Below are 24,524 nucleotides of genomic sequence, written 5' to 3'. Positions count from 1 at the left end.
AGCGATCGGCTGATAGGCGATCGGCGGTGGCAGATGGCCATTGCCGATGACACCTACAAGGATGACAACGGACGGTCCAGCGCCCGCAGCAGGGCGTCGTCACGCTCGTAGATATCGGGTCGGAAGACCATCCGCCCAGCGGCATCTGGGTGAACCGTCCAGTAGTGCAGGATGATCGGTACCGGCTCGGCCAGTGGCACATTGCGGGTACGACCACTCGCCAGCAGGGCGCGAAGGTCACGATTGCTGCCGGTATCGTCGAACAGCAGCTGAGCGAGCTGTAGTACCCCCTGCACTCGGATACACCCCGAACTGAAGGCACGCCGCTGGCGCGCGAACAGCCCCTTGGCAGGAGTATCGTGCAGATAGACGAGATGGTCGTTGGGAAAGCGGACCACCACCTGACCCAATGCATTGCCTGGCCCCGCGGCCTGACGAATCATCACGCTGCCCGGGTTCGACCAGTCGACCTGACTCGGGCTGAGTCGTCGGCCCGATGGCGTCAGTACCTGCATATTGCGCCGAGCCAGGTAGCTTGGGTCTCGACGCACGCTGGGAATCACGTCTTCACGCAGGATGGTCGGCGGCACCGTCCAGGTCGGGTTGACGGTCAGATGAGTGATCTCAGAACGCAACGAGGGTGTCCGTCGGTAGGGCTGGCCCACCACGATACGTGATCGCCAGACCTCCCCATTGGGACGAAAATAGCTGACACGATAGCCGGCGATATCCACCAGCACGAACGCATTGGGCAGGCCGTGCATCAGCCAACGCGCACGCTCAAGGTTGAGACGGATCTGGTCGATGCGCCTGCCCACCGGCACATTCAGGGCCTCCCTGGTACGCGGGCCAACGACGCCATCCGTTTCCAGCAGGTGACGGTCCTGGAAACGTCTTACGGCCGCCTCCAGCGCGGCATCGAAGCGCTGCGGTGCCGGCGCTTCCAGCTTGGCCGCGGGCAGGATCGAGGTATCCGCCGCCATGACCTCCAGCTCACCGATCTGGGCCAGGCGATCGCGCAGGATCGCCACATCCGGATGAGTCATGCCACGCCTCAGGGCGGGCCCACCCTCGGGCAGCATGGGCCAGCCCCCCAGGCGCTGGATGTTCCGATACCGGGTCAGCCCCTGGCGTAGCCGCTCATAGGGGGCATAGGCGGGACGCACCGAATCGAAAAGTGCCGCGACCCGCCCGGCTGCCACCGCCTGAGCGACCCTCTCCAGAGGCGGAAGCCGCTCATTGATGGGCACCTCCCACTTCGGGTCGATGGTATGCGGGTCCACCTTGCCATGATGGAGATGACGTAGCGCCGTATACAGGGCGCGGGTCGCCCTGATATCGAAGCGTGCCTGAGCAATCTCACTACTGTCCTGAGCCTGACGATACTCAGTCAGCAGGCGGTCGGCGCCATAGTCGTCGGGATCCAGACCATCACTGGCCACCCCCTGCAACGCCTCGACCAGCTCCTGCACCTGCTCCTCTCGCGTCCAGGCTGCCTGGAACGCGCGCGCCGCATAGAAGCCCTCCAGGTTTCCACCCCGCGGAATCAGGACCTGCTCAACCGCGGTCATGCTGCGCTCCTGCGGCGTCGACGGATCCCCCATCGTCATGCCGGATGCCAGCATGATGATCAGCGTCATCGCAGCTATCGCGACAGATCGCCGCATGTTCACCCCCAGTATCGTTTATTGCTAACTTGATGAACCCTTCTCGCCCTTACATCATAGCGAGAAACCAAGAGAGTCGAAGTGATGATGCGATCAACCCTTGCCGCCTGGCTGCTCTGTGCAACCAGTCTGACAGCCAGTGCCTGCGCTCTTGCCGCCCCCACCACCGCCCAGGCTCTTGGCCCCAGGATGCTGGATGGCGAACCCCTGACTCGAACTCTGACTCGCCTGGCACCGAACGCCAGCCGCGAGGTGCTCACGCTGGCCGCCAACGCCCTGTCATGCGCCGACCCTGATGCCGAGCGCCTGGCAGTGATCGATTACTCCCGGCCCTCCAGCGAACCCCGCCTGTGGGTCTTCGACCTGCATCGAAAGACACTGCTCTTCGAGGAGCTCGTCTCCCATGGCCGCGGCTCCGGTGATGCCCTGGCCTCACGCTTCTCGAATACACCGGAGAGCCACCAGTCGAGTCTCGGGCTGTTTCGCACCATGAACACCTACTACGGACGCAACGGCTATTCGCTACGCCTCGAGGGCCTCGAGCCCGGCGTCAACCACCTGGCCTTCGATCGCGCCATCGTGATGCACGGCGCCGACTATGTCAGCGAGTCCTTTATCGAACAGACCGGCCGCCTGGGCCGCAGCCTGGGATGCCCGGCCGTTCGTCAGGAGATCACCTACCCGCTGATCGACAGCCTCAAGGAGGAGCAGTACCTGTTCGCCTACTATCCCGACCCGGAGTGGCTGGCGAGCTCGACCTACCTCGACTGCAACCGCGATCAGGACCGGCAGCTGGCCATGCAGTCACATGACCAACAGTCGCCATTTCCTACCATCAGCAACTGAATTGAGCAGTGACCTCGAGCATTGGCTACGCTCAATGGAGTCCGTCAGCCAACGCTGATAATCGGAGACATGCACCGAGGCGGTCAGGGTCGTGGCCAACACTTGGTCGAGGAGGGGCAGGCAGCATCGCAAGCCTGGATAACGCATCTTGTCGACGAAAACACACAAAGCAACCTTTTAAACCTCAACCTTTACAAAAATCAATCTACCACCAACACTTCCCCTATCCTAAGATTCCAATGACACCGTCTTCATCACAGTCAGGTTAATGACGCCAGATAGAGACACTTGTGGTAGCGAGGCAAGCGCTGAGCATCATGAACTTGAGCATCAAGAGTTCAGGGCCTGTATGGAGTGTTCAACACCCGTAAGAAGAGCTCGAGGCCAGCATGATCAGCAGAACCGACGAGACGCGTCGGTCGTTATCAAATAACAAGCGAAAGCTTGAAGGGTGATGATGGACAAATCACGCTATGTTCTAATGATAGGTGATCAACGTTTGACAGCAAGCACAGCGCTGTCGCTAAAACAGTATGCATGGCAGTTTCAACGTACCAGCTGCCTGATAGAGGCAGAGAAGCTTCTTCTTTCAGCACCGATTCCAATTGGTATCATTCTACTGGAGTCGTCCCACACCTGGTCCTCGCTTGAACTGGAAAAGCTCCTCAGCCTGTCAACAAGCACTCTCTGGGTTGCACTATTAACTGTTGACAGTCTTCAGGAGTACGAGACGCGTGCTTTCATCGCCAGGCACTGTCATGCCTGTATCACCCTTCCCTTGAATCCCGAAGAAGCCAATTATGTGCTGGAGAGCACACTCACCATTTCGGAATTGCTTGCGACGCATTTCGGGACCGGCCACTCACCTCCCGATCCTGGCCGAAAGATTGAGATGATCGGCAATTCCCATGCTATCGAGAAATTACTTAAGGATATCGAGAAAATTGCCCTCGTGGATGCACCGGTACTGATTACCGGCGAGTCTGGTACGGGCAAGGAGCTGACGGCAAGACTGATTCACGATCACTCCACCAGACGTGAAGGTCCCTTCAACGCCATCAACTGTGGCGCCTTGCCTGCTGGCCTAATCCAGACTGAACTTTTCGGACATGAGAAAGGTGCTTTCACCGGTGCAGGAAAGAGCAAGGTCGGTATCATCGAATCGGCATCGGGAGGCACCCTGTTTCTCGACGAAATTGGCGATCTGCCCATGGAGTTGCAGGTACACCTGCTACGATTCCTGGAAGATCATCGTATCCAGCGTCTCGGCAGCCTGCGTGAGATATCGGTGGATGTCAGGGTACTCGCCGCGACCCATGTCGACCTGGAAAATGCCATAGAGTCGGGTGACTTCCGTGAGGACCTGTATCATCGCATAAACGTTCTGCAGGCCAGAACGCCACCCCTACGCGAAAGACCAGAAGATATCGAGGCCCTGGCCTTGCACTACTTCCAGAAGTTTCGCGCCGAGACATCATGCCGAGTACGCGGCTTCAACCATGACAGTCTTGTTACCATGCGCCAACACCCCTGGCCAGGCAATGTGCGAGAGCTTTTAAACCGAGTGCGACGCGCCATGGTGATGTGTGAAGAGCGCCTTATCACGCCTGATGACCTCGGACTGGAAAGACGCAAGGACGTCGTCAGAGCTCGCCCTTCACTGGAGGATATTCGAAACTGCGCGGAGCGCGAGGCCGTTACTGCCGCGCTGGCTCGCAACAGGAACCATGCGCTGCACGCTGCACAGGATCTCGGCATCTCTCGAGCGACCCTGTACCGCCTGATAGACAAGCACTGCGTTCCTCGACCGCTCGATAGCCGAGCGTAACTCACCACAGGAAATGCACTCATGACACCATATCAGCGTGTACTAATCGGCGTCACAACCCCCCTCCTGTTTATCAGTGCGTCACCTCTGTTGGCTCAGGAGGCTGTTCAGCCTGTCGGCCAGCAACCGCCGGAGCGCGAGCCACAGTTCAATGTGCAGTCCATAGCGGAGTATGGTGGTGTACTAACCCCACGTGGACGCCTGATACTCGAGCCGGAGTTCCAGTACTCCCACGAGAGCATTAACCGAATGACCTTCGAAGGGGTCAGTGTGCTCAGCACACTGCTGATCGGAGTGTTCACGGCTCAGGACGTCGATCGCGACAATTACACCGCCTCGCTGACCGGCCGTCTAGGTGTTACCGATCGTCTGGAGCTCGAGATGAAAGTGCCCTACGTCTATCGAGACGAAAACGAGAGAATAAGTGTTCCCATCGATAGAGCTGAAGGCGATAAATTTGATATCGAGCGGGAGCTCTCCGGCGACAGCCTGGGGGATATCGAACTGGCCGCCCACTATCAGCTGAACCGTGGGCAGAACGGCATGCCCTTCTTTATCGGCAACCTGCGCTACAAGACCACCACCGGCAATGGGCCCTTCGATATCGACCGCAATAGCGAAGGTAACCCACTGGAACTCTCGACCGGCACGGGCTTCCACTCGATCGAGCCAAGCATCACCATGCTACTGCCCTCGGCACCGGCGGTCTACTTTGCCAACCTGGGGTATGTCTTTCACCTGGAAGATAGTGTGAATCAGAGCCTATCTGGCCTTGATGCTAATGAAGACCCACTTAATGTCGTTGTCGGCGACGTCGATCCGGGCGATGCCGTACGTCTCAGCTTCGGCATGGCGTACTCGATCAACCCGCGCACCTCCTTTACCCTAGGCTACAAGAACGACTTTATCGGCAAGACCAAGACAGACTATGTCAATGTCGACACTGGTACCACCACCTCGGTACAGTCGCAGACATTGAACGTTGGCTCTCTCCTGCTGGGCTGGAATTACTCGTTAAATTCCGATGTCAATATCAATGTTGGGCTCGAGCTTGGTATCACCGAGGACGCCCCGGACACCACCTTAACCTTTCGCATGCCTATCGGCATGAACGTTTTCTAGGCTGACGCTTGTGGCACGTCCCCAAGAGACCAGATACTAGAGACCGAAAATACGTAACAGGTATAAAAGAGTGAGGCTGCCATTTACAGGCAGCCTCACTCTTTTATGGTTATGGTTTATGGTTTATGGTTTATGGTTTATGGTTTATGGTTAAGGCAATGATCGATGCGGGAACGGTGGAAAATTCGGTGTCAGCGTAGAATACCGGAGAATGAATCCAGAATCGCAGCCCGTTTTCTAGCCGCATCCAGGGCACCGATGTTGTTGAGTCGAACACTGATATCGATTCTCTGTTGAATGTTCCGGTTCGATGCATTGCTGACCACGCCGCTGACGATGGCCCCCCTGGTGATATTATGCAAAGCAGTGGTAAAACCCTTGCTATCGTTCAAGGCAACACCCGAAAAGTCGGCGAGGCCCGTGAGATCCACGCCACCTGGTGTCAGCTCGGTCACAGATAGTGTGCCGGAACCGACCTGGGCCGCCACTCCGCCAGAGTCACGCAGGGTCTGTGATACGATACTGGGGCCTGCCTGAGTGAAATTAACCACAGAAACCAGTTCGACCCTGTCGTCGATCATTGTCTGCAGCCGAGCGCCGAAGTCCGCGTCGAGCCCCCCGATGTTGAATCCGGCACGCATCTGGCCCATTTCCTCATCCGCAATCACGGTACCGCGGTAAAATCCGTCCTGAGCGCCACGAGAGCGCGATACCTCGGCATAGAGCCTGTCCACGTTTTGAACCGAGGCAGGTTCGTAATACTGATAGGTGGCCATCGCAGGAGCCTCGGCCAGCACCTCAGTAGAAAGCGTTGCAGCCTGAGAGCCCGCCGTCAGGAATAGCGCAGCCGCACATCCCCACCCAAGCCGACTTGCCGTACCTTGTCGAAAAGTCTGAGAATTCATCGTGTTATCTCCTTATCACCGACCCAGTTCGTTGTAGGCGGGCAGGGTCAGCAGGCTGGCACCGACGCTCGAACGGTTCACGCCTCTTGAGAGCGGAGATTCAGGCCGAACGGCCCAGTCCTGATCATGGTTGAAGTGCTGGCGGGCCACCTCAATCTCGGCACGTGCACCGAGGACCGTGCCACTCCACAGCTGTTCGAACTGCTCGCGGGGCACCACCAGGGTGCCGGCGGCGGGGTCTCCCACCAGAATACTGTCGGCATCGATTCCCTTGACGACGACGAAGTGCTTGTAGCCACCGGTGTTGACCATGGTGATGGCCGGAACACCGATGCGAATGAAGTCATCCAGCGAGATCCGGAACCCGTCAGCATTGAGCCCACTGCCATCCAGGTAGCGCTTCATATCGAGCATGGAAAACCCATATCTCTGAATCTTCTCGGCGTCACCAGCTCGAATCATGGTCTCGAAGACCTCGGCCTCGGTGGTGTCACGCTGATAGTGGTAGGTCAGCAGCGTCGCCACCGCGGCCGACCCGCAACTGAAGTCGTACTCTTGCCGAACCACCCTGTCCCAGCCTTTCTCCTGTAGGCTCTTGGCCTCGACCTGAAAGTTGCCAAATCGATTGGCAATGGTGACCTGGCCTGCGATGGCCTCCAGACTCCCCAGGGTGAGCAGCAGTGATGCCATGCCACAGCAAAGACTCTGAAACACGTTCATGGCGAATCATCTCTTGGTGGACGTGTTATATCGCGAACATGTATCGCGTCAGTTCGCGATAAACACGCTGATTCCCACCGCATTGTTGATAGAGTTTCCGCTGCCAGTCACGGCGCTGAAGATACCGGTACCGCTATAGCTACCCAGTGCATCTCGCGCGAAGGTGATATTTCCCGACACCATGTTGCCCCCGATATCGAAGGAGGTATCGTTCACCGACGCCTTCATCTTCTGAACGCTCTTGACCGTATTGACGTTGACAATTCTCTGTCCTTCTCGAGCCCTGGCTTGCTCCATCGTCGCAAGATCCATATGCTCCATGGCCCCAAAGCCCTCTATGCCCTCTATGCCCTCTATGCCCTCTATGCCCTCTGTCGGACTCTCACTGACTCCCGCAGCGAACATGGAAACTTCCTGATACAGGTTTGTGCCTGTCTCCGCCAGGCTGCTCGAGGTGCCTACCGACAGCACCGCCGCCAGCAAAAGGGACACCGTCGCCGTGTGGCGATGACGTCCCATGCCAGAGCATGAACCAACCGCTTTATTATTCATGGCGTGACCTCCCGAACTCCATCCCTAGGGACGTTTCATCAAGGAGCCAGTGGATATTGCTCCACCGGCTCCCGATTGTTGCGTCGTTGCAGCGCGTCATGCGCTCCGGATCAGTTGCCGATACTCACGTTGCTGTGAGCCGCCACACTGGTACCGGACAACTGGGAGTTATAGAGGCCGGTGGATACGTTCATGTTGTTGATGCCACCGAACACCCCGCTTCCCACGGAGACGTTGGCCGCGCCAGTGCTCAGGAACGCCGCACCACCGTTACCACCGTTGCCGCCAGCACCGCCACCACCTGCATAAGCGTAGGCATCACCTGTGGCAGCACTGCCTCCACCGCCACCGCCACCGTAGCCGTCGCCGCCTTCGCCAGCCACTGCGCTAGCCCAGCCGGTACCGCTGCCGTCGCCACCAGCACCAGAACCAGTGCCGGTACCGCTACCGCTACCGGTGCCGGTGCCGCTACCTGCACCTCCAGTGCCGGCTGTGGCCCCTGAAGTGGCGCCGGCCGTGGAGTTGGCATTCTGTGAACCACCTGCACCGCCAGGAGCGAGGAAGCCGCCTGAGCCGCCATCGCCGTTCTGGTCATTGTCGGCATTGGAAGCGGAGAGCGCACCACTGCCAGCATCCGCACTACCGCCGGCGCCCAAGCCGAGGCCGGCACCAGTCCCGGTACCAGTACCCGTACCAGTACCATCACCGCCCACCCCGGCGCCAAGGCCCAGCGATCCGGCGCTGCCACCTTGTGCGCCATTTCCAGCTCCACCATTACCGCCGACACCCACCCCGACGTTAAGGGAGAATGCCGCACCACCGGCACCACCGGCAGCACCGGTAGCACCAGCACCACCATTGATATTGATGCGGGCTCCAGTGACAGTGGACGTCATATCCTGGCGAGAGATCACACTGGTGGAAGTGTTGTAGGACTCGCTCATGGCCCAGGCGTCGCCACCACGGCCGGTAGAGCCGCCCATGCCGCCCGTGCCGGAGCCGCTGCCATAAGCACCTGAGCCTGCGCCACCGGTGCCACCATTACCACCACCTCCGCCGAGGCCGAGCAGGCCTCCGGAGTTATCATCACCACCATCGGCGCTACCGCCGGTACCAGCACCACCTGCACCAAAGCCGAGTCCTGCTCCTCCTGTAGAACTACCGCTAGAGCCTCCCACAGCGGTAGCGGTGGAGGTCACATCCTGATCGGCTCCATCGGAGAAGGTTGCGGTTGGGTTGGCATGCGCCGTAGAAATGGCCATTACCAAGGCCAGTAGAGGCGTACCTGCGAGTACAAGATGCTTTTTCATGATCATGTCTCCATTTGTTATTGCTGCTGCAGCCTACGAACCTGCGCCACCTATTTGACTCGCTTATTCCCGGTCCCTTGAATGACGCTCGAGTTCGTAGTCGGTAAATACCAAGCAATCCTCATGCCACTAAACCGGCCAACACCTGTAACACATGACAACATAAAGAAACTTTTCTCTTTTCCCTTAAGAAAGCAGGGATGATGCTGTCAGCACCTCTAACAAAAACTGTCCAACTTCTGAGACAGTCGAAGAGCACATTCCGCTATATATAGGCTATATGCTGCGCCAATTGAGGTTTCAAGAGGCGCTGAAAAGTGCCGCACTTATAAGACCATTAGGCCGTATCGCTAATTTTTACTGGATCCATGCCATCAGCAATAGGTAGCCAGCAAGATGCATCGACTTACACGATCTACACAGCAATTACATTTCTCGTGCCCTATAACGCACTCGTCTTCTTGCCTTTCACACATCGAGAGCCCATTGACAAGAGACTCCCGCATACTGGTCACCCTGAATCCAACTTCTTACGCAGGCCATGCAGTAGCCGTCTGTTCCTCGCCGGTCGCTATCGCTATGCTGCGGCGATACATTGCCGCATTACCGATATCCGACGAGGAGAAGCATGAAAGAGACCAAGCGCATCGATCTGGCACTACAGGGTGGCGGTGCCCATGGCGCGTTCACCTGGGGCGTCATGGACCGACTGCTGGAAGATCCCCGCATCGAGATCGAGGGAATCAGCGGGACCAGCGCCGGGGCCATGAACGGTGTGGTCATGGCCGATGCCCTGACCCGAGGCGACCGCGATACCGCCCGCCAGGCACTGCATGACTTCTGGCAGGCAGTCAGCCGAGCCGGCATGGCCAGTCCTATCCGCCGCGGCCCCCTGGACATAGTGACCGACAACTGGAGTCTGGATCACTCCCCGGGGTATGTGACCATGGATCTGATGAGCCGGCTGCTCTCGCCCTATCAGCTCAATCCCTTCGACCTCAATCCTCTGCGGGATATCGTCGCCGAACGCGTTGACTTCGAGCGAGTGAGGCGCTGTCAGGACCTTCACCTGTTCGTCACCGCCACCAATGTGCGTAGTGGCAAGCAGCGTATCTTCAAGCGCGAGGAAATGAGTCTCGATGCCGTGATGGCCTCGGCCTGCCTGCCCACGGTATTCAAGGCCGTGGAGATTGACGGTGAGGCCTACTGGGATGGTGGCTACATGGGTAACCCCTCGCTGTTGCCACTGATGGAGAACTGCAAATCCCGGGATATCGTCATCGTGCAGATCAATCCAATCTATCGCGAGGCACTTCCCACCAGCGCCGCGGCGATAATGAACCGTCTCAATGAGATCACCTTCAACGCCTCGCTGATCAAGGAGGTGCGAATGATCGACATGCTCCAGCGCCTGCTGGGCGACCAGGGGGTAGATATCGGCTGCTATGCCGGCACGCTCTTTCATCGCATCATCGGCGATGAGGTGCTGGACGAGCTTTCCATCTCGAGCAAGATGAACGCGGAATGGCCCTTTCTCTGCCATCTGCGTGACGCTGGACGCAATACCGCCGAGACGTGGTTAGCGGAGCACTTCCCGGCCCTTGGGCATCACTCCACTCTCGACGTGGAGCAGGTCTATCAGACTGAGGAGTCGTGATCTGCGTTGACACTCCGCAAGCCCCCCGCCTTGTCAGCACCGGAATGGCCCACCATGCTCAGCAATGCGGGGGGACCACTCGCCCCGCCACAGTCCAGGCCAGAGGAGGGATATCTCAGCGCTACTGACACCGTCAGGCCGTTGTCACCTTCCTGACATCGAGCGCTGACAGTGTCGACATCGGGGTGTCACATGACGCCCGTCTAGCGACATTCAGGAGAGCTGCGCCGATGGTACGCATCGACAAGAAGGCCACCCGGCTGTACGTGCTGGACACCAACGTACTGCTGCACGACCCCGCCGCCATCTACCAATTCGATGAGCATGAAGTCGTCATCCCCATGACCGTGCTCGAAGAGCTCGACAAGCACAAGAACGGCATTCGCGAGATCGCCCGCTCGGCCCGCCAGGTCAGTCGCACCCTGTCAGACCTCACCGCCAATGTCGGTCTCGACCAGATCCGCGATGGCATCCCCATACCGCGCCTCAATGGCGCCGAGGGCCGGCTGCGCCTGCTCTGCTATACCGACCTGACGACACTCGAAACACTGGACGACAGCCCCGACAACCGCATCCTCGCCGAAACCTGTCGACTACACGGCGAGCGCAGTGACGCCTCGGTAATCCTGATCACCAAGGACATCAACCTGCGCGTGAAGGCCGCTGCCCTCGGCGTACCAGTGGAGGACTACCTCACCGATCGCGTCTTCACCGACAGCGATGCCATGCTGGAAGGGGTCAAGATCTACCCCAATACCGGAAGTGAACTATGGAACGACCTTGCCCTTGACGTCACGGTGGAGCGCGACCACCAGCACCTCACCTACCACCTGAGCGGCCAGATCCCTGTCGCCTGGCATCCCGGGATGCTGGTCGCCGACGACGAGGAAGGCTTCGAGGCCGTGGTGCGCGAGGTAGGCGACAGGCACGCCCGCCTGAAGCTGTTGACCAACTATCGACACGGCGCCAGCGTGTGGGGTGTGCACGCCAGTGATTGCCGCCAGAACTTCGCCTTCAACCTGCTGATGGACGATGACATCGACCTCGTTACCATTGCCGGAAGCGCCGGCACCGGCAAGACCTTCATGACCCTGGCCGCGGCCTTTCAACAGACCCTGGACAGCAAGCGATTTGAGCGCATGGTCTTTACCCGAGCGCCCATCTCCATGAGCGAGGATATCGGCTTCCTGCCGGGCACCGAGGAGGAGAAGATGTCGCCCTGGATGGGGGCCTTCCATGACAACATGGATAACCTGCTGCGCAATGAAGATGGCGAGTCCAGCTGGGACAACGGCGCCACCCGCCAGCTGCTTGGCGCACGTGTCCAGATTCGGGCTCCCGGCTTCATGCGCGGGCGAACACTCAACGACACCTTCCTGATCATCGACGAGGCACAGAACTTTACTCCCAAGCAGCTCAAGTCGCTGGTCACTCGAGCCGGGCGCAACACCAAGATTGTCTGCCTAGGCAACGTGGGACAGATCGATACGCCTTATCTCACCGCCAATACCTGTGGCATGGCGGCGCTGGTGCAGCGCTTCCGCGACTGGCCCCATGCGGGCCACGTGACCCTCAAGAGCGTGGAGCGCTCTCGCCTGGCGTTGGCCGGGGAGGAGCTGCTTTAACCCGGCTATGCCGGAAGCTGTAATCCGTAAGCTTACGCTGTAAGTAAGTGCCCGCCCTCTGGAGGGGCTACAAGAGCGGGGGGACCCAGCCTTTTGTGCAGCAGGCGGTGCCCCACTCTGGAGCGAGATGGCCAAGGAGGCTGTGCTGCCATCAGGAGCGATGTTCAGCGGTTGCGATTGACCGCCGCCTCGATCAGCGCCTCGCTCTGGCTGCCGGGTCCTTGCCTGAGCACCGTCTGGGCCTCATGCCACAGACAGATCATCTTGCCGCATGAGGCACAATGCACCTTGTCATCCGGGTTCTTCACCTGGGAGACGCGCATCAGATGGCTGCCACAGCTCGGGCAAGGCACCGGCAGGCGTAGGTCTTCGGATAGTCCGGACATGCTGAAGGTCTCCTTCTGGCTGGGAGTGATGTGCTGCCATCGTGGCGAGGTGAGGGGCGGATTGCCACCCCCCGTCGTTTACTCAATGAGTTCCCGTTTCCTCACTGAGGTTCCGTTTTCTTACTGAGCTTCGGGAGCCTGTACGAGCGTCTCGGGTCCACAGATTCGGTTTCGGCCGGCCCGCTTGGCGCGATAAAGCGCGCGATCCGCCTGGGCGAGCCCCGTCTCCAGCGAGGTATCGCCACCAAATACCGCAAGCCCCAGGCTGACGGTGAAGCGCACCCTTTCGTTTCCCGTCTCCAGCGTAATGGCGGCGACCGCTTCGCGCACTCGCTCCAGCATGCTCCACGCCTCTTCAGGCTGGCTATCCACCAGCACCACGGCAAACTCCTCTCCACCGATACGCGCGAAGAGATCATAGGGGCGCAGCGATTCACGACAGGTAGTGGCAAATGCCTGAAGCGCCAGATCCCCCAGGGCATGGCCGTAGGTGTCGTTCAGGTTCTTGAAATAGTCGATATCGAGCATGGCCAGCGACAAGGTCTCGCCATGGCGAGCAGCACGGGCCAGCGCCGCTTCACCCTGCTCGAAAAAGGCACGCCGATTGAGGGCCCCGGTCAACATATCGGTGGCCACTAGCCGCTGCACACGGTGCTCCACCTGCTTGCGCTCATCGACATCGATAAGCAGCCCATCCCACATCAAGTCGCCATCACCACGCGCCAGGGGGGTAGCGCGAGCCTCTACCCAGCGAACCCCTTGGGGAAGCGTGAGGCGAAACTCCAGCTGCCAAGGCGTAAACGATACCGTGGACTGGGCCAGGCAAGTCTCCAGGCGCTGCCGATCATCCACGGGTAAACAGCCAAGCAGGGTTTCGGGGTCTTCCTGGCACTGCTCCGGCGTCAAGCCGAACAATGAGCGCAGTGCTGCGCTGACATAGAGGAACTCGAGCCGGCCATCGCTATCCTGCCGGAGCCGAAACAGCACTCCCGGCACCCTGGAGACGGTGCCATCCAGGCGCTCCAGCAACTGACGGTCGTAAAAAGCCCGCTGGCGCATGCCGGTGACATCAAACTGAATGACCAGCAGCCGTATGGGGGCACGATCGCGCACCAGCGGTTGGATCAGGGTGGTCTGATGACGCAGAGAGCCATCGGCACGACGGCAAAGAAGCAAGCCCTTCCAGGGCTTCTGGGTCGTCATGCTCTGTTCGATGGCCTTGGGAAAATCACCATGCAGCGGATCGATATCGAGCGTCACAGCTCGCCTGCCGAGCAGTTGCCCGGGGGGAAAGCCGGCATGGCGCTCGAAGTCGGGATTGACCTGGCGCACCACCCCCTGCTCGTCGAGCAGCATGACGCTGCCCGGGTAATGCTCCAGAAGCAGCGCGTCCAGGTCAGGCTCCCTGCCCGATCGACCACGCCACCATCGCCACCACCGCTCCCCGATTGCTGCCATCTCATCACCCCGCGTTATTCCCTGCACAAATATCGGGCCTTTCCATGCCCTTCCATCAGCCTAGCCCAGTTTCACCCCGGGCATGCACCGCTCGTGCCGGTGCCGGCAAGCAAGGCGCCCGGCTCGCCGAGCGCCGTATAATCGATTCACCTTCGCCACGGCTAGAGTCCCAACCGCCCGGCCACATAGTCGGCATCCTTGTCACCCCGACCGGAGAGATTGACCAGAATATGCTGGTCGGCAGGCAGGCTCGGTGCGACGCGCATGGCCCAGGCCACCGCATGAGCACTCTCCAGTGCGGGAATGATGCCCTCGACCCGAGAAAGCGTCAGAAAGGCCTCCAGGCACTCGTCGTCGCTGACACTCTGATAGTCAACGCGCCCCAGCTCCTTGAGATAGCTGTGCTGGGGCCCTACCCCGGGGTAGTCGAGCCCCGAGGCGATGGAGTGGACCGGCATCGGATTGCCCTCCTCATCCTCCAGCACATAGCAGGCCATGCCATGCAGCTCGCCCGGCCTGCCCAGGGTCAAGGTGGCCGAGTGGCGCTGGGTATCGAGCCCTTCGCCGGCGGGCTCCACGCCGACAAGATGCACGTCTTCATCCTCGAGAAAGGCGGTGAACATGCCAATGGCATTGGAACCACCGCCTACGCAGGCGACTACATGCTCGGGCAGACGACCCTGCCGTTCGAGGAACTGGCCACGCGCCTCGCGGCCGATGACTGATTGGAAGTCTCGCACCATCTTCGGGAAGGGGTGCGGCCCCACCACCGAACCGATGGCGTAGATGAAATGCTGAGGATCCTTGAGGTACTCCTCGAAGGCGCTGTCCACGGCATCCTTGAGAGTCGCCGTCCCCCGCGTCACCGGAACCAGGGTGGCCCCCAGAATCTTCATCTTGGTGACGTTGGGGTGTTCCTTCTCGATATCCACCTGCCCCATATGTATCTCGCAGGGAATCCCCACCAGGGCACAGGCCGTGGCCAGGGCCACGCCATGCTGGCCGGCGCCGGTCTCGGCGATCACCTTGGTCTTGCCCATGAACCTGGCAAGCAGTGCCTCACCCAGGCAGTGATTGATCTTGTGGGCGCCGGTGTGATTGAGGTCCTCGCGCTTGAGATGGATCTGGGCACCGCCCAGTGTCTCGGAGAGCCTGCGGGCATGGAAGATAGGGCTGGGACGCCCCACGTAATCGGCGAGGAGCTCGGCCAGCTCCTGGCGAAAGTCATCGCGCAGACGGATCTCCTCGTAGGCCGCATCGATCTCGTCCATCACGGCCTTGAGTTCCGGCGGAATCAGCTGACCGCCGAAACGGCCGAAGTAGCCCTGCGCATCGGGAAGGTTGGCATAGGGGGAAGCATTCATGGCGTCGATCCTGCGGGCATGGAAATCGTGACGAATATCCTGCCCGCAGGTGATCAGACTGTCGAGACGACCTTTGGCGACGCCTGATGTGAGAGAGTGGCCCTTAGCCCGCCAGTCGCTTGCTTAGCCAGTGGCCAATATCCGTCACCTGCTGGGGGCAGACGGCATGCGCCATCGGGTACTGACGGTAGTGAGCAGGATAGCCCCGGGACTTGACCTTCTCGAAGCCTGCGCGCCCCAGCGCCTCGGGCACCACCGGGTCGAAACTGCCGTGATGCACCTCGATGGGCAGCTCGCGATTGGCCTCGGCCAGGGAGATGCTCTCGGCGGTCGCGAAGTAGGTGGAGAGCGCCAGCAGCCCCCCCAGAGGCTGCTCGAAGGAGAGCGCCGCCTGATAGGCCACCGCGCCCCCCTGGGAGAAGCCGGCCAGGATGATGCGTCGACTCTCGATACCGAGGTCGATCTGCTCACGCACCAGCCCCTGAATGCGTTCGGCCGAATGCATCAGCTGCGCCTCGTCAACACGACGGTCGAGACTCATCTCCTTGATGTCATACCAGGCTGGCATCACCATGCCACCATTGATGGTCACCGGCAGGCGCGGTGCATGCGGCAGTATAAAGCGCACACTGGCATCGGCCGGCAGCGACAGCGCCGGCACCAACGGCTCGAAGTCGCGCCCATCGGCGCCCAGGCCGTGAAGAATAAAGACGCAGGCGTCGGCAGGCTTGCCGCCCTTGGGGTCGATGATCAGCTCACCGGGCTCGCTCATGGTCAGGGGTCTCCAGCGGAAAAAGGCTCACCCTAGCGCAATGTGCCTGGGCTTGCCATGGCGGGGGCAGTGCCCCAGACAGCAGAAAGGCCCGCCGAGGCGAGCCTTTCATCAACTGCAGAGCAGTCTACATCAGATCAGTCGATGACCTTGATGTTGGAGGCCTGGAGGCCCTTCTTGCCCTGAGTGACCTCGAAGGAGACCTTCTGGCCGTCCTGCAGGGTCTTGAAGCCGTCAGCCTGAATCTCGGAGAAGTGCGCGAACAGGTCGTCGCCGCTGTCGTCCGGAGAGATGAAGCCGTAGCCCTTGGTGTCGTTGAACCACTTGACAGTACCGGTAGCCATTATCGAATTCCTCTAATAGCACTTTGATTTCGCCGGGTAATACCCGAGTTGCAGTGGGTAAAACAAGAAACGTTCCCGGGAAAATCGAGTCGCGCTAGAGCGTTCGATGCCTACCTGGGGTGTTACGACTTGCTAACCAACTGCCAACAGCATGCGCCCTTGGCGAGAGAAGGTCAAACACTATTTGCCTTTGTTCGCCAGAGAACGGCCCGTTTATTCCCCTTTCAGAACCCAGCGGGCGGCCTTCTCGGCAATCATCAGGGTCGGCGAATTGGTGTTACCGCTGGTAATGGTTGGCATCACGCTGGCATCCACCACCCGCAGCCCCGACACGCCGCGCACCCGCAGATGGGCATCCACCACCGCCATGGGGTCGTCGTCACGCCCCATTTTCGCGGTGCCTACCGGGTGGAAGATGGTAGTGCCGATATCGCCGGCCAGGCGCACCAGGTCGTCGTCACTCTGGTACTCCACCCCTGGCTTGACCTCCTCGGGTGAATACCTGGCAAAGGCAGACTGAGAGGCAATTCGTCGCGTGACACGCAGCGAGTCCGCGGCCACCTTGCGATCCTCGGGTGTGCTGAGATAGTTGGGGGTGATAGCCGGCGTCTGGCATGGATCGGCACTCCTGATACGCACCGTGCCACGGCTGGTGGGGTTGAGGTTGCAGACACTGGCGGTGATCGCCGGGAAGTCATGCAGGGGCTGGCCGAATGCCGGCAGGCTCAGCGGCTGCACATGGTACTGGAGGTTGGGGTGCGCATATTCGTCGCTGCTACGCGTGAAGGCGCCCAACTGCGAGGGTGCCATGCTCATGGGGCCGGAGCGCTTGAGCAGATACTCGATCCCGATTTTTGCCTTTCCCATCAGAGAGCCGGCCATGGTGTTGAGCGTCCTGGCGCCGCTGACGCGATAGACCGAACGGATCTGGAGGTGATCCTGCAGGTTCTCGCCCACGCCGGGCAGGTCGGCCATCACGGAGATGCCGTGCTCGGTGAGCAGGTCCGCCGGCCCGATACCGGAGAGCTGCAGCAGCTGGGGCGAGCCGATCGCACCGGCACACAGAATCACTTCGCGTGCGGCGCGGGCCAGTTGCTCCTTGCCGTCCCGCTGCACGCGCACCCCACTGGCCCGCGGCTGTCCCGCGTCGCTAGCAACCTCCAGCCCCATCACCTGGCTGGAGTGCCAGACGCTCAGGTTGCTGCGCTTCTCGACCCCACGCAGAAAGGCCTTGGCGGTGTTCCAGCGCCAGCCCCGGCGCTGATTGACATCAAAGTAGGCGACACCCTCATTGTCACCCCGGTTGAAGTCCCGGGTGCGGGGGATGCCGGCCTCCACTGCCGCGGTCGCGAAATCGTCCAGCACCTGCCAGCTCAGACGCTGTCTCTCCACCCGCCATTCGCCGTCGTGGCCATGATAGTCGGCGTGTTCGGGGTCGGCGTCGGCGCCACTGTCCAGTCGATAGTGATTCTCATGGCGCTTGAAATCCGCAAGGCAGCTCTCCCAGCCCCACTCGGGCTCGCCGGTCATCTCGGCCCAGCCATCATAGTCTCGAGCCTGACCACGCATATAAATCATGCCGTTGATGCTTGAGCACCCGCCCAGGGTCCTGCCGCGCGGGTAGATCAGCGAGCGCCCATTGAGGCCGGGGTCGGGCTCGGTGCGAAAGCGCCAGTCGGTACGCGGGTTGTCGATACAGTAGAGATAGCCCACCGGAATATGAATCCAGTGGTAGTTATCGCGCCCACCCGCTTCAATCAACAGCACCCGGTTGGTGGGGTCAGCGCTCAGGCGGTTGGCCATCAAGCACCCAGCGGTGCCGGCCCCCACCACGATATAGTCGAATTCTTGTTCAGCCATGGCGTGAGTTGTCGCAATATGTTGTGGTCATTATTAGGCGATCAAGCAAACCATAAGGAGACCAATGAGTCACGACACCACCCGACTAAACCGCGAGCGAAACCACTTTGCCGGCCACGAGGCTATCTGGCTGTTCGGCTACGGCTCACTGATCTGGAAGGCCGACTTCCCCTATCTGGAGCGACGCCCGGCGCATATCCATGGCTGGGTGCGGCGCTTCTGGCAGGGTTCCCACGACCATCGCGGCACCCAGGCGGCCCCGGGCCGCGTGGCCACCCTGGTGCGCGAACCGGGAGCGGTCTGCCACGGCATGGCCTACCGCATCACCCCCGAGGTGCTCGCGCCGCTCGATGTGCGCGAGAAGAACGGCTACCTGCGCGAGGTGACCACGCTGTGCTTCGATGACGAGCTCGGCGGCAGCACCCAGGGGCTGGTCTATCTGGCCGGCGCCGACAACGCCGCCTATCTCGGCGAGGCACCGCTGGACGCCATCGCCGAACAGGTCGCCGCCTCTCATGGTCCCAGTGGCCCCAACCGCGACTATCTCGTCAACCTGGCCGCGGCACTGCGCGAGCTCGAGGTCGAGGATGAGCACGTCTTCGCCCTGGCCGCACGCCTGCCCCCGGCCGATTGACGCTGCCCTACATTGTCGCCCTACCCGTCCCCTGCGGTGGGGCACCCCCTCACCGAATCACCACAAATCGGAGTGCGTCATGTTCCGCCTGTCACCTCTCGCGTCGTTTCCCCTGCGTTTCAGCGCCTACGCACTCAGCCTGCTGGGCCTGGCCGTCAGCCTGATCGGTCTGATCACCGCCGATGCCGGTTGGGGATGGGGGGTGCTCGCCTTCGGCCTGCTCTCCGCCCTGGGCACCTATGATGTGTGCCAGCGCGGCCGCACGGTCAGCCGCAACTACCCGATCCTGGCCCACCTGCGCTACAACCTGGAGTCGTTCGGTCCGGAGATCCGCCAGTACTTTATCCAGAGCGACACCGAGGAGGTGCCCTTCTCCCGCGAACAGCGCCGGCTGATCTACCAGCGCGCCAAGAATGTCAGCGACAAGCGGCCATTCGGCTCGCTGCATCATATGCGCCACCCCGGCTACGAATGGATAAGCCCCTCCCTGGCGCCGGCCCATATCGACCCCACCAGCCTGCGTATCACCGTGGGGGCAGAACGCACCAAGCCCTACTCGGCCAGCGTGTTCAATATCTCGGCGATGAGCTTCGGCGCGCTCTCCGCCAACGCCATCAGTGCCCTCAACGATGGCGCCTGCGAAGGCGGCTTCTATCACGACACCGGCGAAGGGGCCATCTCGCCCTATCACCGCCGCGGTGGTGACCTGGTGTGGGAGATCGGTTCGGGCTACTTCGGCTGCCGCAACGAGGCGGGTGACTTCGACCCCGAGCGCTTCCGCGAGAACGCTCGGGATAACGCCGTCAGGATGATCGAGATCAAACTCTCCCAGGGTGCCAAGCCGGGCCACGGCGGCATCCTGCCCGGCGCCAAGGTCACCGAGGAGATCGCCAGCACCCGCGGCGTCCCCCCGGGGCGCGACGTCATCTCCCCGGCGGCTCACACGGCCTTCACCACCCCTCGCGAGTTGATCGATTTCATCGTGCGGCTGCGTGAGCTCGCCGGCGACAAGCCCGTGGGCATCAAGCTGGCCATCGGCCACCCCTGGGAGTGGTTCGCCATCGTCAAGGCGATGCTCGAGGCCGGTGAGCACCCCGACTTCGTGGTGGTCGACGGCGGTGAAGGCGGCACCGGCGCCGCCCCCCTGGAGTTCATCAACCGCCTGGGGATGCCGCTGGACGAGGCCCTGCTGCTGGTCCACAACACCCTGGTGGGGGCCGGTCTGCGCGACCGTGTGAACCTGGCCGCGGCCGGCAAGCTGGTCAACGCCTTCGATATCGCACGCGCCATGGCGCTGGGGGCCGACTGGTGCAACGCTGCCCGGGGCTTCATGTTTGCCCTGGGCTGCATCCAGGCCCGCAGCTGCCACACCGACCGCTGCCCCAGCGGCGTGGCCACCCAGGACACCCTGCGCGGCAGCCGCCTGGACGTGCCGACCAAGGCGCACCGGGTGGCAAGCTTCCATGCCAACACCGTTGCCGCCCTGGCCGAGATGCTCGGCGCCGCGGGGCTTCGCCACTCCTCCGAGCTGGGCCCGGAGCATATCTCCCACCGCCTCACACGCCACAAGGTAAAGAGCTTCGCCGAGCTCCATGACTTCCTGACCCCGGGCGAGCTGCTGGTGGGCGGTGCCGAGCGCCACCCGGTGTTTCGCGACTACTGGGAGAGCGCCAGCGCCGATAGTTTCGCCCCACCCGAGGCACTGACGAGGCTGCGCGACAGCAAGCTCTACTAGTCCGCTCCATCACCCGACAAGAGGGCCCGACGCCTGATGCGCCGGGCCCTCTTCTGCATGCCTGCGTTGGTTAACGGGCGGGCTCCCCGACGGCGGTTCAGTCGCGTTCTATCTCGAGCACCTCGCCATCGAGGATCTTGACCTCCAGCTCACGACCATCGGCGTCATAGCCCTCGATCTCGATGCGACCCTCGCGGTCGGCCTGGAGCTCATCGAACTCGACCAGGCCCTCGGCCACGGCCAGCGCCATGGCGTCACGCACCTCGGCTTCACTAAGCCCCCAGGCACCGCTGTCACGCCGCTTGCGCTCCTCCTTGAAGCTCTCGCCGCTGGCAAGATCGAAGCGCACCTCGGCCTGCCACGCCTCATCGAGCCAGCCCTCCACCTCGAAGCGGCCGTCGCGCTTGGCCTCGATCTCCTCAAAGGTCTGAAAACCGAAATCAGTGGCCTGGGCCAGCACCTCATCGAGGCGCTCTGCCGCCAGACGATCTCCCGCGGCCTGGACCAGGCCGGCGGCACTCATCAGGACGGCCAGGGAGCCGGCCAGGATCAGGGGACGTTGCATAGCTCGTTGCATGGTAGATACCTCCTCTCTTCGGATTGCCAGGCCATTACACACCCGCTGACCTTGCCCCAGGGTGACGCCAGCGTTCATGCTCTGTTCATGTTCCGCCTGGCACCCTGTCCACATGATGACAGCCTCTCTTCCCCTTCCCTTCCCCCACCGCCCTGGCTTGCCGATGCTGGTCGCCCTGCTGCTGCTCCAGGGCGCTGCCCCCGTATCGGCGGATGACCACTGGCATGACCTCCATGCGGCGGTACGCGAGGAGCGAATCGTGCCGCTTCCCACGCTGCTCGACTGGCTGGAGGCACGCTACGCGGGTCAGATACTGGAAGTAGAGCTGGAGCGCGACGATGGCCGCCTCGCCTACGAGATCGAGATGCTCGGCCCCCAGGGTCAGGTGGTGGAGTTCGAGTTCGACGCCGAGAGCGGCGAGCTGGTCGGCATGGAGGGGGTGAAGATCGATGCCATGCGTCGCCGGGAGGATTCGCCATGAAGGTACTGCTGGTGGAGGACGACCGCGCCCTGAGTGAGGCTCTCGGCGAGGCGCTGGGCGACGCGGGGCTGCTGCTCGAACGTGCCGAAAACGGCAGCGAGGCGGACTTTCTGGTGCGCACCGAAGTCTATGACGCGGTGATTCTCGACCTGGGCCTGCCCGACGGTGACGGCAGTCGCTGGCTCGCCGAGTGGCGTGAAGATGGCATCGAGCTGCCGGTGCTGGTGCTTACCGCACGCACCCGCTGGGCCGACAAGGCCGCCGGCTTCTCGGCCGGTGCCGATGACTATGTGACCAAGCCCTTCGAGACCGCCGAGGTGCTGTTCCGACTTCGCGCCCTGGTCCGGCGCAGCCATGGCCATGCTCACCCGGTACTGAGAGTCGGCGAGCTCAGCCTAGACACCCACAGCGGCAGCGTCACCCTGGCCGGCCGCCCCATCAGCCTCACCGCCCAGGAGTCACGCCTGCTCGCCTACCTGGCCCATGCCGCCCCCCGGGTGGTCAGTCGCAGCGAGCTCGCCGAACACGTCTACGACCGTGACCACGAGCCCGACTCCAATGTTATCGATGTGCAGATCAGTCGCCTGCGTCGCAAGCTGGGCGCAACGCGCATCGAGACCCTGCGCGGTCAGGGCTACCGCCTGGTCGGCGACACTCCGCCTCCATGAACTTGCGACGCCTCTCCCTGGCCACTCGGCTGATGCTGGCCAGCCTGCTGATCCTGATCCTGGCACTGCCGCTGGCCGGCATCGGCCTCACTCGCCACTTCCAGGCGACCACCACCGCGGCCTTCGACCAGCGACTCGAATCGCTGCTGCAGGTAGTGATCGCCGGCCTGGCCTGGGATGATGCCGCGGGCACGCTGGTCCAGCAGCGCTCTCTGGGGGAGACGCGCTTCGCGCGGGTGTTCTCGGGCTGGTACTGGCAGATCAGCGACGGGGGTAAGCACACCCTCACCTCGCGCTCGCTATGGGATCAGCGCCTAGCCACCGCCCCCCATCACGAGGTTCTCCTGCGTGATATCCAGGGACCGCGCGACACCTCGCTGCGCGCCATCGAGCGCGATATCCGGCTCGCCCCGCTGGCCTCACCCCTGCATGTCGCCGTGGCCATCTCGCGTGAGCCACTGGATGCCGAGCAGGCCCGCTTCGACCGCCTGGTAGCGCTCTCCCTGACCGGGCTGGGCGCGCTGCTGCTGGCCGCCCTGGCGCTGCAGATCCACTGGGGGCTGGCGCCGCTGCGTCGCCTGCGCCGGGACCTCCGCCGAGTGGAGGATGGCGACACCGAGCGTCTCGACACCCGGTTACCCGCAGAGCTGTCCCGCCTGGCAACGGCCATGAACGGCGTGCTGGAGCGCGACCGACGGCTGATGACCCACGCCCGCCATGCGGCAGGCAATCTGGCCCACGCCCTCAAGACCCCGGTCAGTACGCTGATGACCCTCGCCGACGGCCTCGAGGAGCCCCGCCGCAGCCGACTCCGCGCCGAGCTCCTGCGCATCGATACCGCCGTGCAGCACCACCTGGCCCGGGCCACGGCAGCGGGTGATGCCGGCCTGGCGCCACGCATCACGGTGGGGGAGGTGCTGGCTCCGATCATCGAAGGCCTGGGCCGACTGGCCGAGCGTCGCGGCATCGCCCTGCATGCCGAGCTGCCGGCACCGCTCTCTCTGCGCATGGATGCCCAGGACCTCCAGGAGATGGTCGGCAACCTGCTCGACAACGCCCTGCGCTGGGCCGAAACGCGCGTCCGGCTAAGCGGCGGAGAGGAAGCCGGGGGTGTATGGCTGGCGGTGGAGGACGACGGCCCGGGCATGGATCCCACCCAACGCCGGGCCGCCATGGCGCGTGGTGTGCGCCTCGACGAGCAGCGCTCGAAAAGCGGCCTGGGTCTGGCCATCGTCAAGGACCTGACGGAACTCCACGGCGGCAGATTAACCCTCGACAGCGCCGAGCAGGCGGGGCTGCGTGCCCGGCTCTGGCTCCCCGGCAGCGCGCTGCACGAGAGCGGCTGAACGCCTTACATCACCGGCACGCCGATCAGCCATGTATGCAGATAAAAGGCGAACACGAGATAGGCCACCAGGCCGGCCACCACGGTCGTGACGGTGCCCGCCGCGCTCGGGGCCGCCATCTCTGTACGTGGACGACGACGGGCCGACCGGAAATCGAAGATCGCCCACACCAGGAAGGCGCCGAACAGCACGATATCCCCCAGCCGCCCGTTGGCCAGCAGATGGGCGAAGGCCCAGAGCTTCACGCCCAGGATCATCGGATGACCAAGCCTCGCCTTGAGGTGGTTACGTGGCACATATGCCGCCACCAGCAGCACGAAGGCGGGTATCATGAACAGCGATACGACATGGCGCAGCGCCACCGGCGGCTGCCAGATCCACACCGGATCCAGGCGCGTCTGACCATAGCCCCAGATCACCAGGGCCAGCCCGAGAATCGAAGCCGCCGAATAGGCCGCCTTCCAGGGCAGCTCACCCATCCGCCGAATCTGGGCGCCTCGCCAGTCATCGGCAAGAATGCGCACCGAGTGCGTCCCGAGAAAGATCAACAGGCCGATCAGCAGCACGGTCATGGTCGTAACCTCCATCAATGAAAAAGGGCGGCGTGGAACAAAGCCGCTGCCAGCGTAGTCGGTTGACTTGGCTGGGGCTAGGGAGATCGATCGCC

The 24,524-nt window shown here is 62.1% G+C and carries 23 protein-coding genes; 10 read left to right on the top strand and 13 right to left on the bottom strand.

Features of this window, described 5'->3' with window-relative positions:
* Positions 1–53: 53 nt before the first annotated feature.
* Positions 54–1,640 carry a L,D-transpeptidase family protein gene (locus tag Q0894_RS10335; RefSeq protein ID WP_299234793.1) on the bottom strand — a complete coding sequence of 529 codons (1,587 nt, stop codon included), beginning with the start codon at positions 1,638–1,640 and terminating at the stop codon, positions 54–56.
* A gap of 111 nt (positions 1,641–1,751) precedes the next feature.
* On the opposite strand from Q0894_RS10335, the gene Q0894_RS10330 reads away from it, so the two are divergent.
* The 3 genes from Q0894_RS10330 to Q0894_RS10320 all read left to right on the top strand — a co-directional run bounded on the left by Q0894_RS10330 (position 1,752) and on the right by Q0894_RS10320 (position 5,463).
* Complete coding sequence (locus Q0894_RS10330; RefSeq protein ID WP_299234791.1) at positions 1,752–2,513, top strand: murein L,D-transpeptidase catalytic domain family protein; 762 nt, start codon at positions 1,752–1,754, stop codon at positions 2,511–2,513.
* 454 nt (positions 2,514–2,967) lie between these two features.
* On the top strand, positions 2,968–4,341 hold the full coding sequence (locus Q0894_RS10325) for a sigma-54 dependent transcriptional regulator (RefSeq protein ID WP_299234789.1): 1,374 nt from the start codon (positions 2,968–2,970) through the stop codon (positions 4,339–4,341).
* 21 nt (positions 4,342–4,362) lie between these two features.
* Positions 4,363–5,463: a transporter gene (locus Q0894_RS10320; protein WP_299234787.1), complete on the top strand. Its 1,101-nt coding sequence runs from the start codon at positions 4,363–4,365 to the stop codon at positions 5,461–5,463.
* 191 nt (positions 5,464–5,654) lie between these two features.
* Here Q0894_RS10320 and Q0894_RS10315 read toward each other — a convergent pair whose 3' ends face one another.
* From Q0894_RS10315 to Q0894_RS10300, 4 genes are all read right to left on the bottom strand, one after another.
* Entirely contained in the window at positions 5,655–6,368 is a 714-nt protein-coding gene (locus Q0894_RS10315; protein WP_299234785.1) for a hypothetical protein, read from the bottom strand.
* Between the two features lie 15 nt (positions 6,369–6,383).
* A complete protein-coding gene (locus Q0894_RS10310) occupies positions 6,384–7,088 on the bottom strand; it encodes a C39 family peptidase (protein ID WP_299234782.1) in 705 nt (234 codons plus the stop codon).
* Between the two features lie 48 nt (positions 7,089–7,136).
* Positions 7,137–7,640, bottom strand: a complete 504-nt coding sequence (locus Q0894_RS10305) for a hypothetical protein (protein WP_299234780.1) — start codon at positions 7,638–7,640, stop codon at positions 7,137–7,139.
* Positions 7,641–7,750: 110 nt separating this feature from the next.
* Positions 7,751–8,950, bottom strand: coding sequence for a hypothetical protein (locus Q0894_RS10300; protein ID WP_299234777.1), 1,200 nt, complete (start codon positions 8,948–8,950; stop codon positions 7,751–7,753).
* A gap of 628 nt (positions 8,951–9,578) precedes the next feature.
* Here Q0894_RS10300 and Q0894_RS10295 point away from each other — a divergent pair.
* Positions 9,579–10,607, top strand: coding sequence for a patatin-like phospholipase family protein (locus Q0894_RS10295; RefSeq protein WP_299234774.1), 1,029 nt, complete (start codon positions 9,579–9,581; stop codon positions 10,605–10,607).
* Positions 10,608–10,837: 230 nt separating this feature from the next.
* Positions 10,838–12,232: a PhoH family protein gene (locus tag Q0894_RS10290; protein ID WP_299234771.1), complete on the top strand. Its 1,395-nt coding sequence runs from the start codon at positions 10,838–10,840 to the stop codon at positions 12,230–12,232.
* 164 nt (positions 12,233–12,396) lie between these two features.
* On the opposite strand, the gene Q0894_RS10285 is transcribed toward Q0894_RS10290, so the two are convergent.
* The 6 genes from Q0894_RS10285 to Q0894_RS10260 form a co-directional block, all read right to left on the bottom strand.
* Entirely contained in the window at positions 12,397–12,618 is a 222-nt protein-coding gene (locus tag Q0894_RS10285; RefSeq protein ID WP_195687751.1) for a hypothetical protein, read from the bottom strand.
* A gap of 120 nt (positions 12,619–12,738) precedes the next feature.
* Positions 12,739–14,076 (bottom strand): diguanylate cyclase, encoded by a 1,338-nt coding sequence (locus tag Q0894_RS10280; RefSeq protein WP_299234763.1) that lies wholly within the window; start codon positions 14,074–14,076, stop codon positions 12,739–12,741.
* A 161-nt stretch (positions 14,077–14,237) separates the two neighbouring features.
* Positions 14,238–15,440, bottom strand: a complete 1,203-nt coding sequence (trpB, locus tag Q0894_RS10275) for a tryptophan synthase subunit beta (protein ID WP_299234760.1) — start codon at positions 15,438–15,440, stop codon at positions 14,238–14,240.
* Positions 15,441–15,543: 103 nt separating this feature from the next.
* A complete protein-coding gene (locus tag Q0894_RS10270) occupies positions 15,544–16,212 on the bottom strand; it encodes an alpha/beta fold hydrolase (RefSeq protein WP_299234757.1) in 669 nt (222 codons plus the stop codon).
* Between the two features lie 137 nt (positions 16,213–16,349).
* The gene (locus tag Q0894_RS10265) at positions 16,350–16,556 is read right to left on the bottom strand and encodes a cold-shock protein (protein ID WP_023005734.1); all 207 of its coding nucleotides are present in this window, start codon (positions 16,554–16,556) and stop codon (positions 16,350–16,352) included.
* A gap of 213 nt (positions 16,557–16,769) precedes the next feature.
* The gene (locus Q0894_RS10260; protein WP_299234751.1) at positions 16,770–18,416 is read right to left on the bottom strand and encodes a GMC family oxidoreductase N-terminal domain-containing protein; all 1,647 of its coding nucleotides are present in this window, start codon (positions 18,414–18,416) and stop codon (positions 16,770–16,772) included.
* A gap of 64 nt (positions 18,417–18,480) precedes the next feature.
* On the opposite strand from Q0894_RS10260, the gene Q0894_RS10255 reads away from it, so the two are divergent.
* Positions 18,481–19,050, top strand: coding sequence for a gamma-glutamylcyclotransferase (locus Q0894_RS10255; RefSeq protein WP_299234748.1), 570 nt, complete (start codon positions 18,481–18,483; stop codon positions 19,048–19,050).
* Positions 19,051–19,129: 79 nt separating this feature from the next.
* Entirely contained in the window at positions 19,130–20,785 is a 1,656-nt protein-coding gene (locus Q0894_RS10250; protein WP_299234745.1) for a glutamate synthase-related protein, read from the top strand.
* Positions 20,786–20,882: 97 nt separating this feature from the next.
* Here Q0894_RS10250 and Q0894_RS10245 read toward each other — a convergent pair whose 3' ends face one another.
* Positions 20,883–21,362 carry a PepSY domain-containing protein gene (locus Q0894_RS10245; RefSeq protein WP_299234743.1) on the bottom strand — a complete coding sequence of 160 codons (480 nt, stop codon included), beginning with the start codon at positions 21,360–21,362 and terminating at the stop codon, positions 20,883–20,885.
* Between the two features lie 112 nt (positions 21,363–21,474).
* Here Q0894_RS10245 and Q0894_RS10240 point away from each other — a divergent pair, with 112 nt between their 5' ends.
* The 3 genes from Q0894_RS10240 to Q0894_RS10230 are packed head-to-tail and all read left to right on the top strand — an operon-like array spanning position 21,475 to position 23,857.
* On the top strand, positions 21,475–21,843 hold the full coding sequence (locus Q0894_RS10240) for a PepSY domain-containing protein (RefSeq protein ID WP_299234740.1): 369 nt from the start codon (positions 21,475–21,477) through the stop codon (positions 21,841–21,843).
* The gene (locus tag Q0894_RS10235) at positions 21,840–22,511 is read left to right on the top strand and encodes a response regulator transcription factor (protein ID WP_299234737.1); all 672 of its coding nucleotides are present in this window, start codon (positions 21,840–21,842) and stop codon (positions 22,509–22,511) included. Before Q0894_RS10240 ends, Q0894_RS10235 begins: the two co-directional genes overlap by 4 nt.
* On the top strand, positions 22,508–23,857 hold the full coding sequence (locus Q0894_RS10230) for a HAMP domain-containing sensor histidine kinase (RefSeq protein WP_299234734.1): 1,350 nt from the start codon (positions 22,508–22,510) through the stop codon (positions 23,855–23,857). The genes Q0894_RS10235 and Q0894_RS10230 overlap by 4 nt, the downstream gene beginning before the upstream one ends.
* Before the next feature lie 5 nt (positions 23,858–23,862).
* Here the strand turns inward: Q0894_RS10230 and Q0894_RS10225 are convergent, their stop codons facing one another.
* The gene (locus tag Q0894_RS10225; RefSeq protein WP_299234731.1) at positions 23,863–24,429 is read right to left on the bottom strand and encodes an NnrU family protein; all 567 of its coding nucleotides are present in this window, start codon (positions 24,427–24,429) and stop codon (positions 23,863–23,865) included.
* Between the last annotated feature and the right edge of the window lie 95 nt (positions 24,430–24,524).

The sequence above is a fragment of the uncultured Halomonas sp. genome (assembly GCF_947501415.1).
Lineage (GTDB): Bacteria > Pseudomonadota > Gammaproteobacteria > Pseudomonadales > Halomonadaceae > Halomonas.
This window is presented reverse-complemented; position numbering and strand designations above follow the sequence as displayed.

Excerpts from the sequence above, each read along its gene's own strand:
- Q0894_RS10225 (WP_299234731.1), bottom strand. The coding sequence starts at position 24,429 with ATGACCGTGCTGCTGATCGGCCTGTTGATCTTTCTCGGGACGCACTCG.
- Q0894_RS10255 (WP_299234748.1), top strand. The coding sequence starts at position 18,481 with ATGAGTCACGACACCACCCGACTAAACCGCGAGCGAAACCACTTTGCC.
- Q0894_RS10335 (WP_299234793.1), bottom strand. The coding sequence starts at position 1,640 with ATGACGCTGATCATCATGCTGGCATCCGGCATGACGATGGGGGATCCG.
- Q0894_RS10310 (WP_299234782.1), bottom strand. The coding sequence starts at position 7,088 with ATGAACGTGTTTCAGAGTCTTTGCTGTGGCATGGCATCACTGCTGCTC.
- Q0894_RS10325 (WP_299234789.1), top strand. The coding sequence starts at position 2,968 with ATGATGGACAAATCACGCTATGTTCTAATGATAGGTGATCAACGTTTG.
- Q0894_RS10235 (WP_299234737.1), top strand. The coding sequence starts at position 21,840 with ATGAAGGTACTGCTGGTGGAGGACGACCGCGCCCTGAGTGAGGCTCTC.
- Q0894_RS10230 (WP_299234734.1), top strand. The coding sequence starts at position 22,508 with ATGAACTTGCGACGCCTCTCCCTGGCCACTCGGCTGATGCTGGCCAGC.
- Q0894_RS10300 (WP_299234777.1), bottom strand. The coding sequence starts at position 8,950 with ATGAAAAAGCATCTTGTACTCGCAGGTACGCCTCTACTGGCCTTGGTA.
- Q0894_RS10265 (WP_023005734.1), bottom strand. The coding sequence starts at position 16,556 with ATGGCTACCGGTACTGTCAAGTGGTTCAACGACACCAAGGGCTACGGC.
- Q0894_RS10270 (WP_299234757.1), bottom strand. The coding sequence starts at position 16,212 with ATGAGCGAGCCCGGTGAGCTGATCATCGACCCCAAGGGCGGCAAGCCT.
- Q0894_RS10295 (WP_299234774.1), top strand. The coding sequence starts at position 9,579 with ATGAAAGAGACCAAGCGCATCGATCTGGCACTACAGGGTGGCGGTGCC.
- Q0894_RS10315 (WP_299234785.1), bottom strand. The coding sequence starts at position 6,368 with ATGAATTCTCAGACTTTTCGACAAGGTACGGCAAGTCGGCTTGGGTGG.
- Q0894_RS10285 (WP_195687751.1), bottom strand. The coding sequence starts at position 12,618 with ATGTCCGGACTATCCGAAGACCTACGCCTGCCGGTGCCTTGCCCGAGC.
- trpB (WP_299234760.1), bottom strand. The coding sequence starts at position 15,440 with ATGAATGCTTCCCCCTATGCCAACCTTCCCGATGCGCAGGGCTACTTC.
- Q0894_RS10240 (WP_299234740.1), top strand. The coding sequence starts at position 21,475 with ATGATGACAGCCTCTCTTCCCCTTCCCTTCCCCCACCGCCCTGGCTTG.
- Q0894_RS10260 (WP_299234751.1), bottom strand. The coding sequence starts at position 18,416 with ATGGCTGAACAAGAATTCGACTATATCGTGGTGGGGGCCGGCACCGCT.
- Q0894_RS10320 (WP_299234787.1), top strand. The coding sequence starts at position 4,363 with ATGACACCATATCAGCGTGTACTAATCGGCGTCACAACCCCCCTCCTG.
- Q0894_RS10245 (WP_299234743.1), bottom strand. The coding sequence starts at position 21,362 with ATGCAACGAGCTATGCAACGTCCCCTGATCCTGGCCGGCTCCCTGGCC.
- Q0894_RS10290 (WP_299234771.1), top strand. The coding sequence starts at position 10,838 with ATGGTACGCATCGACAAGAAGGCCACCCGGCTGTACGTGCTGGACACC.
- Q0894_RS10280 (WP_299234763.1), bottom strand. The coding sequence starts at position 14,076 with ATGGCAGCAATCGGGGAGCGGTGGTGGCGATGGTGGCGTGGTCGATCG.
- Q0894_RS10250 (WP_299234745.1), top strand. The coding sequence starts at position 19,130 with ATGTTCCGCCTGTCACCTCTCGCGTCGTTTCCCCTGCGTTTCAGCGCC.
- Q0894_RS10305 (WP_299234780.1), bottom strand. The coding sequence starts at position 7,640 with ATGAATAATAAAGCGGTTGGTTCATGCTCTGGCATGGGACGTCATCGC.
- Q0894_RS10330 (WP_299234791.1), top strand. The coding sequence starts at position 1,752 with ATGATGCGATCAACCCTTGCCGCCTGGCTGCTCTGTGCAACCAGTCTG.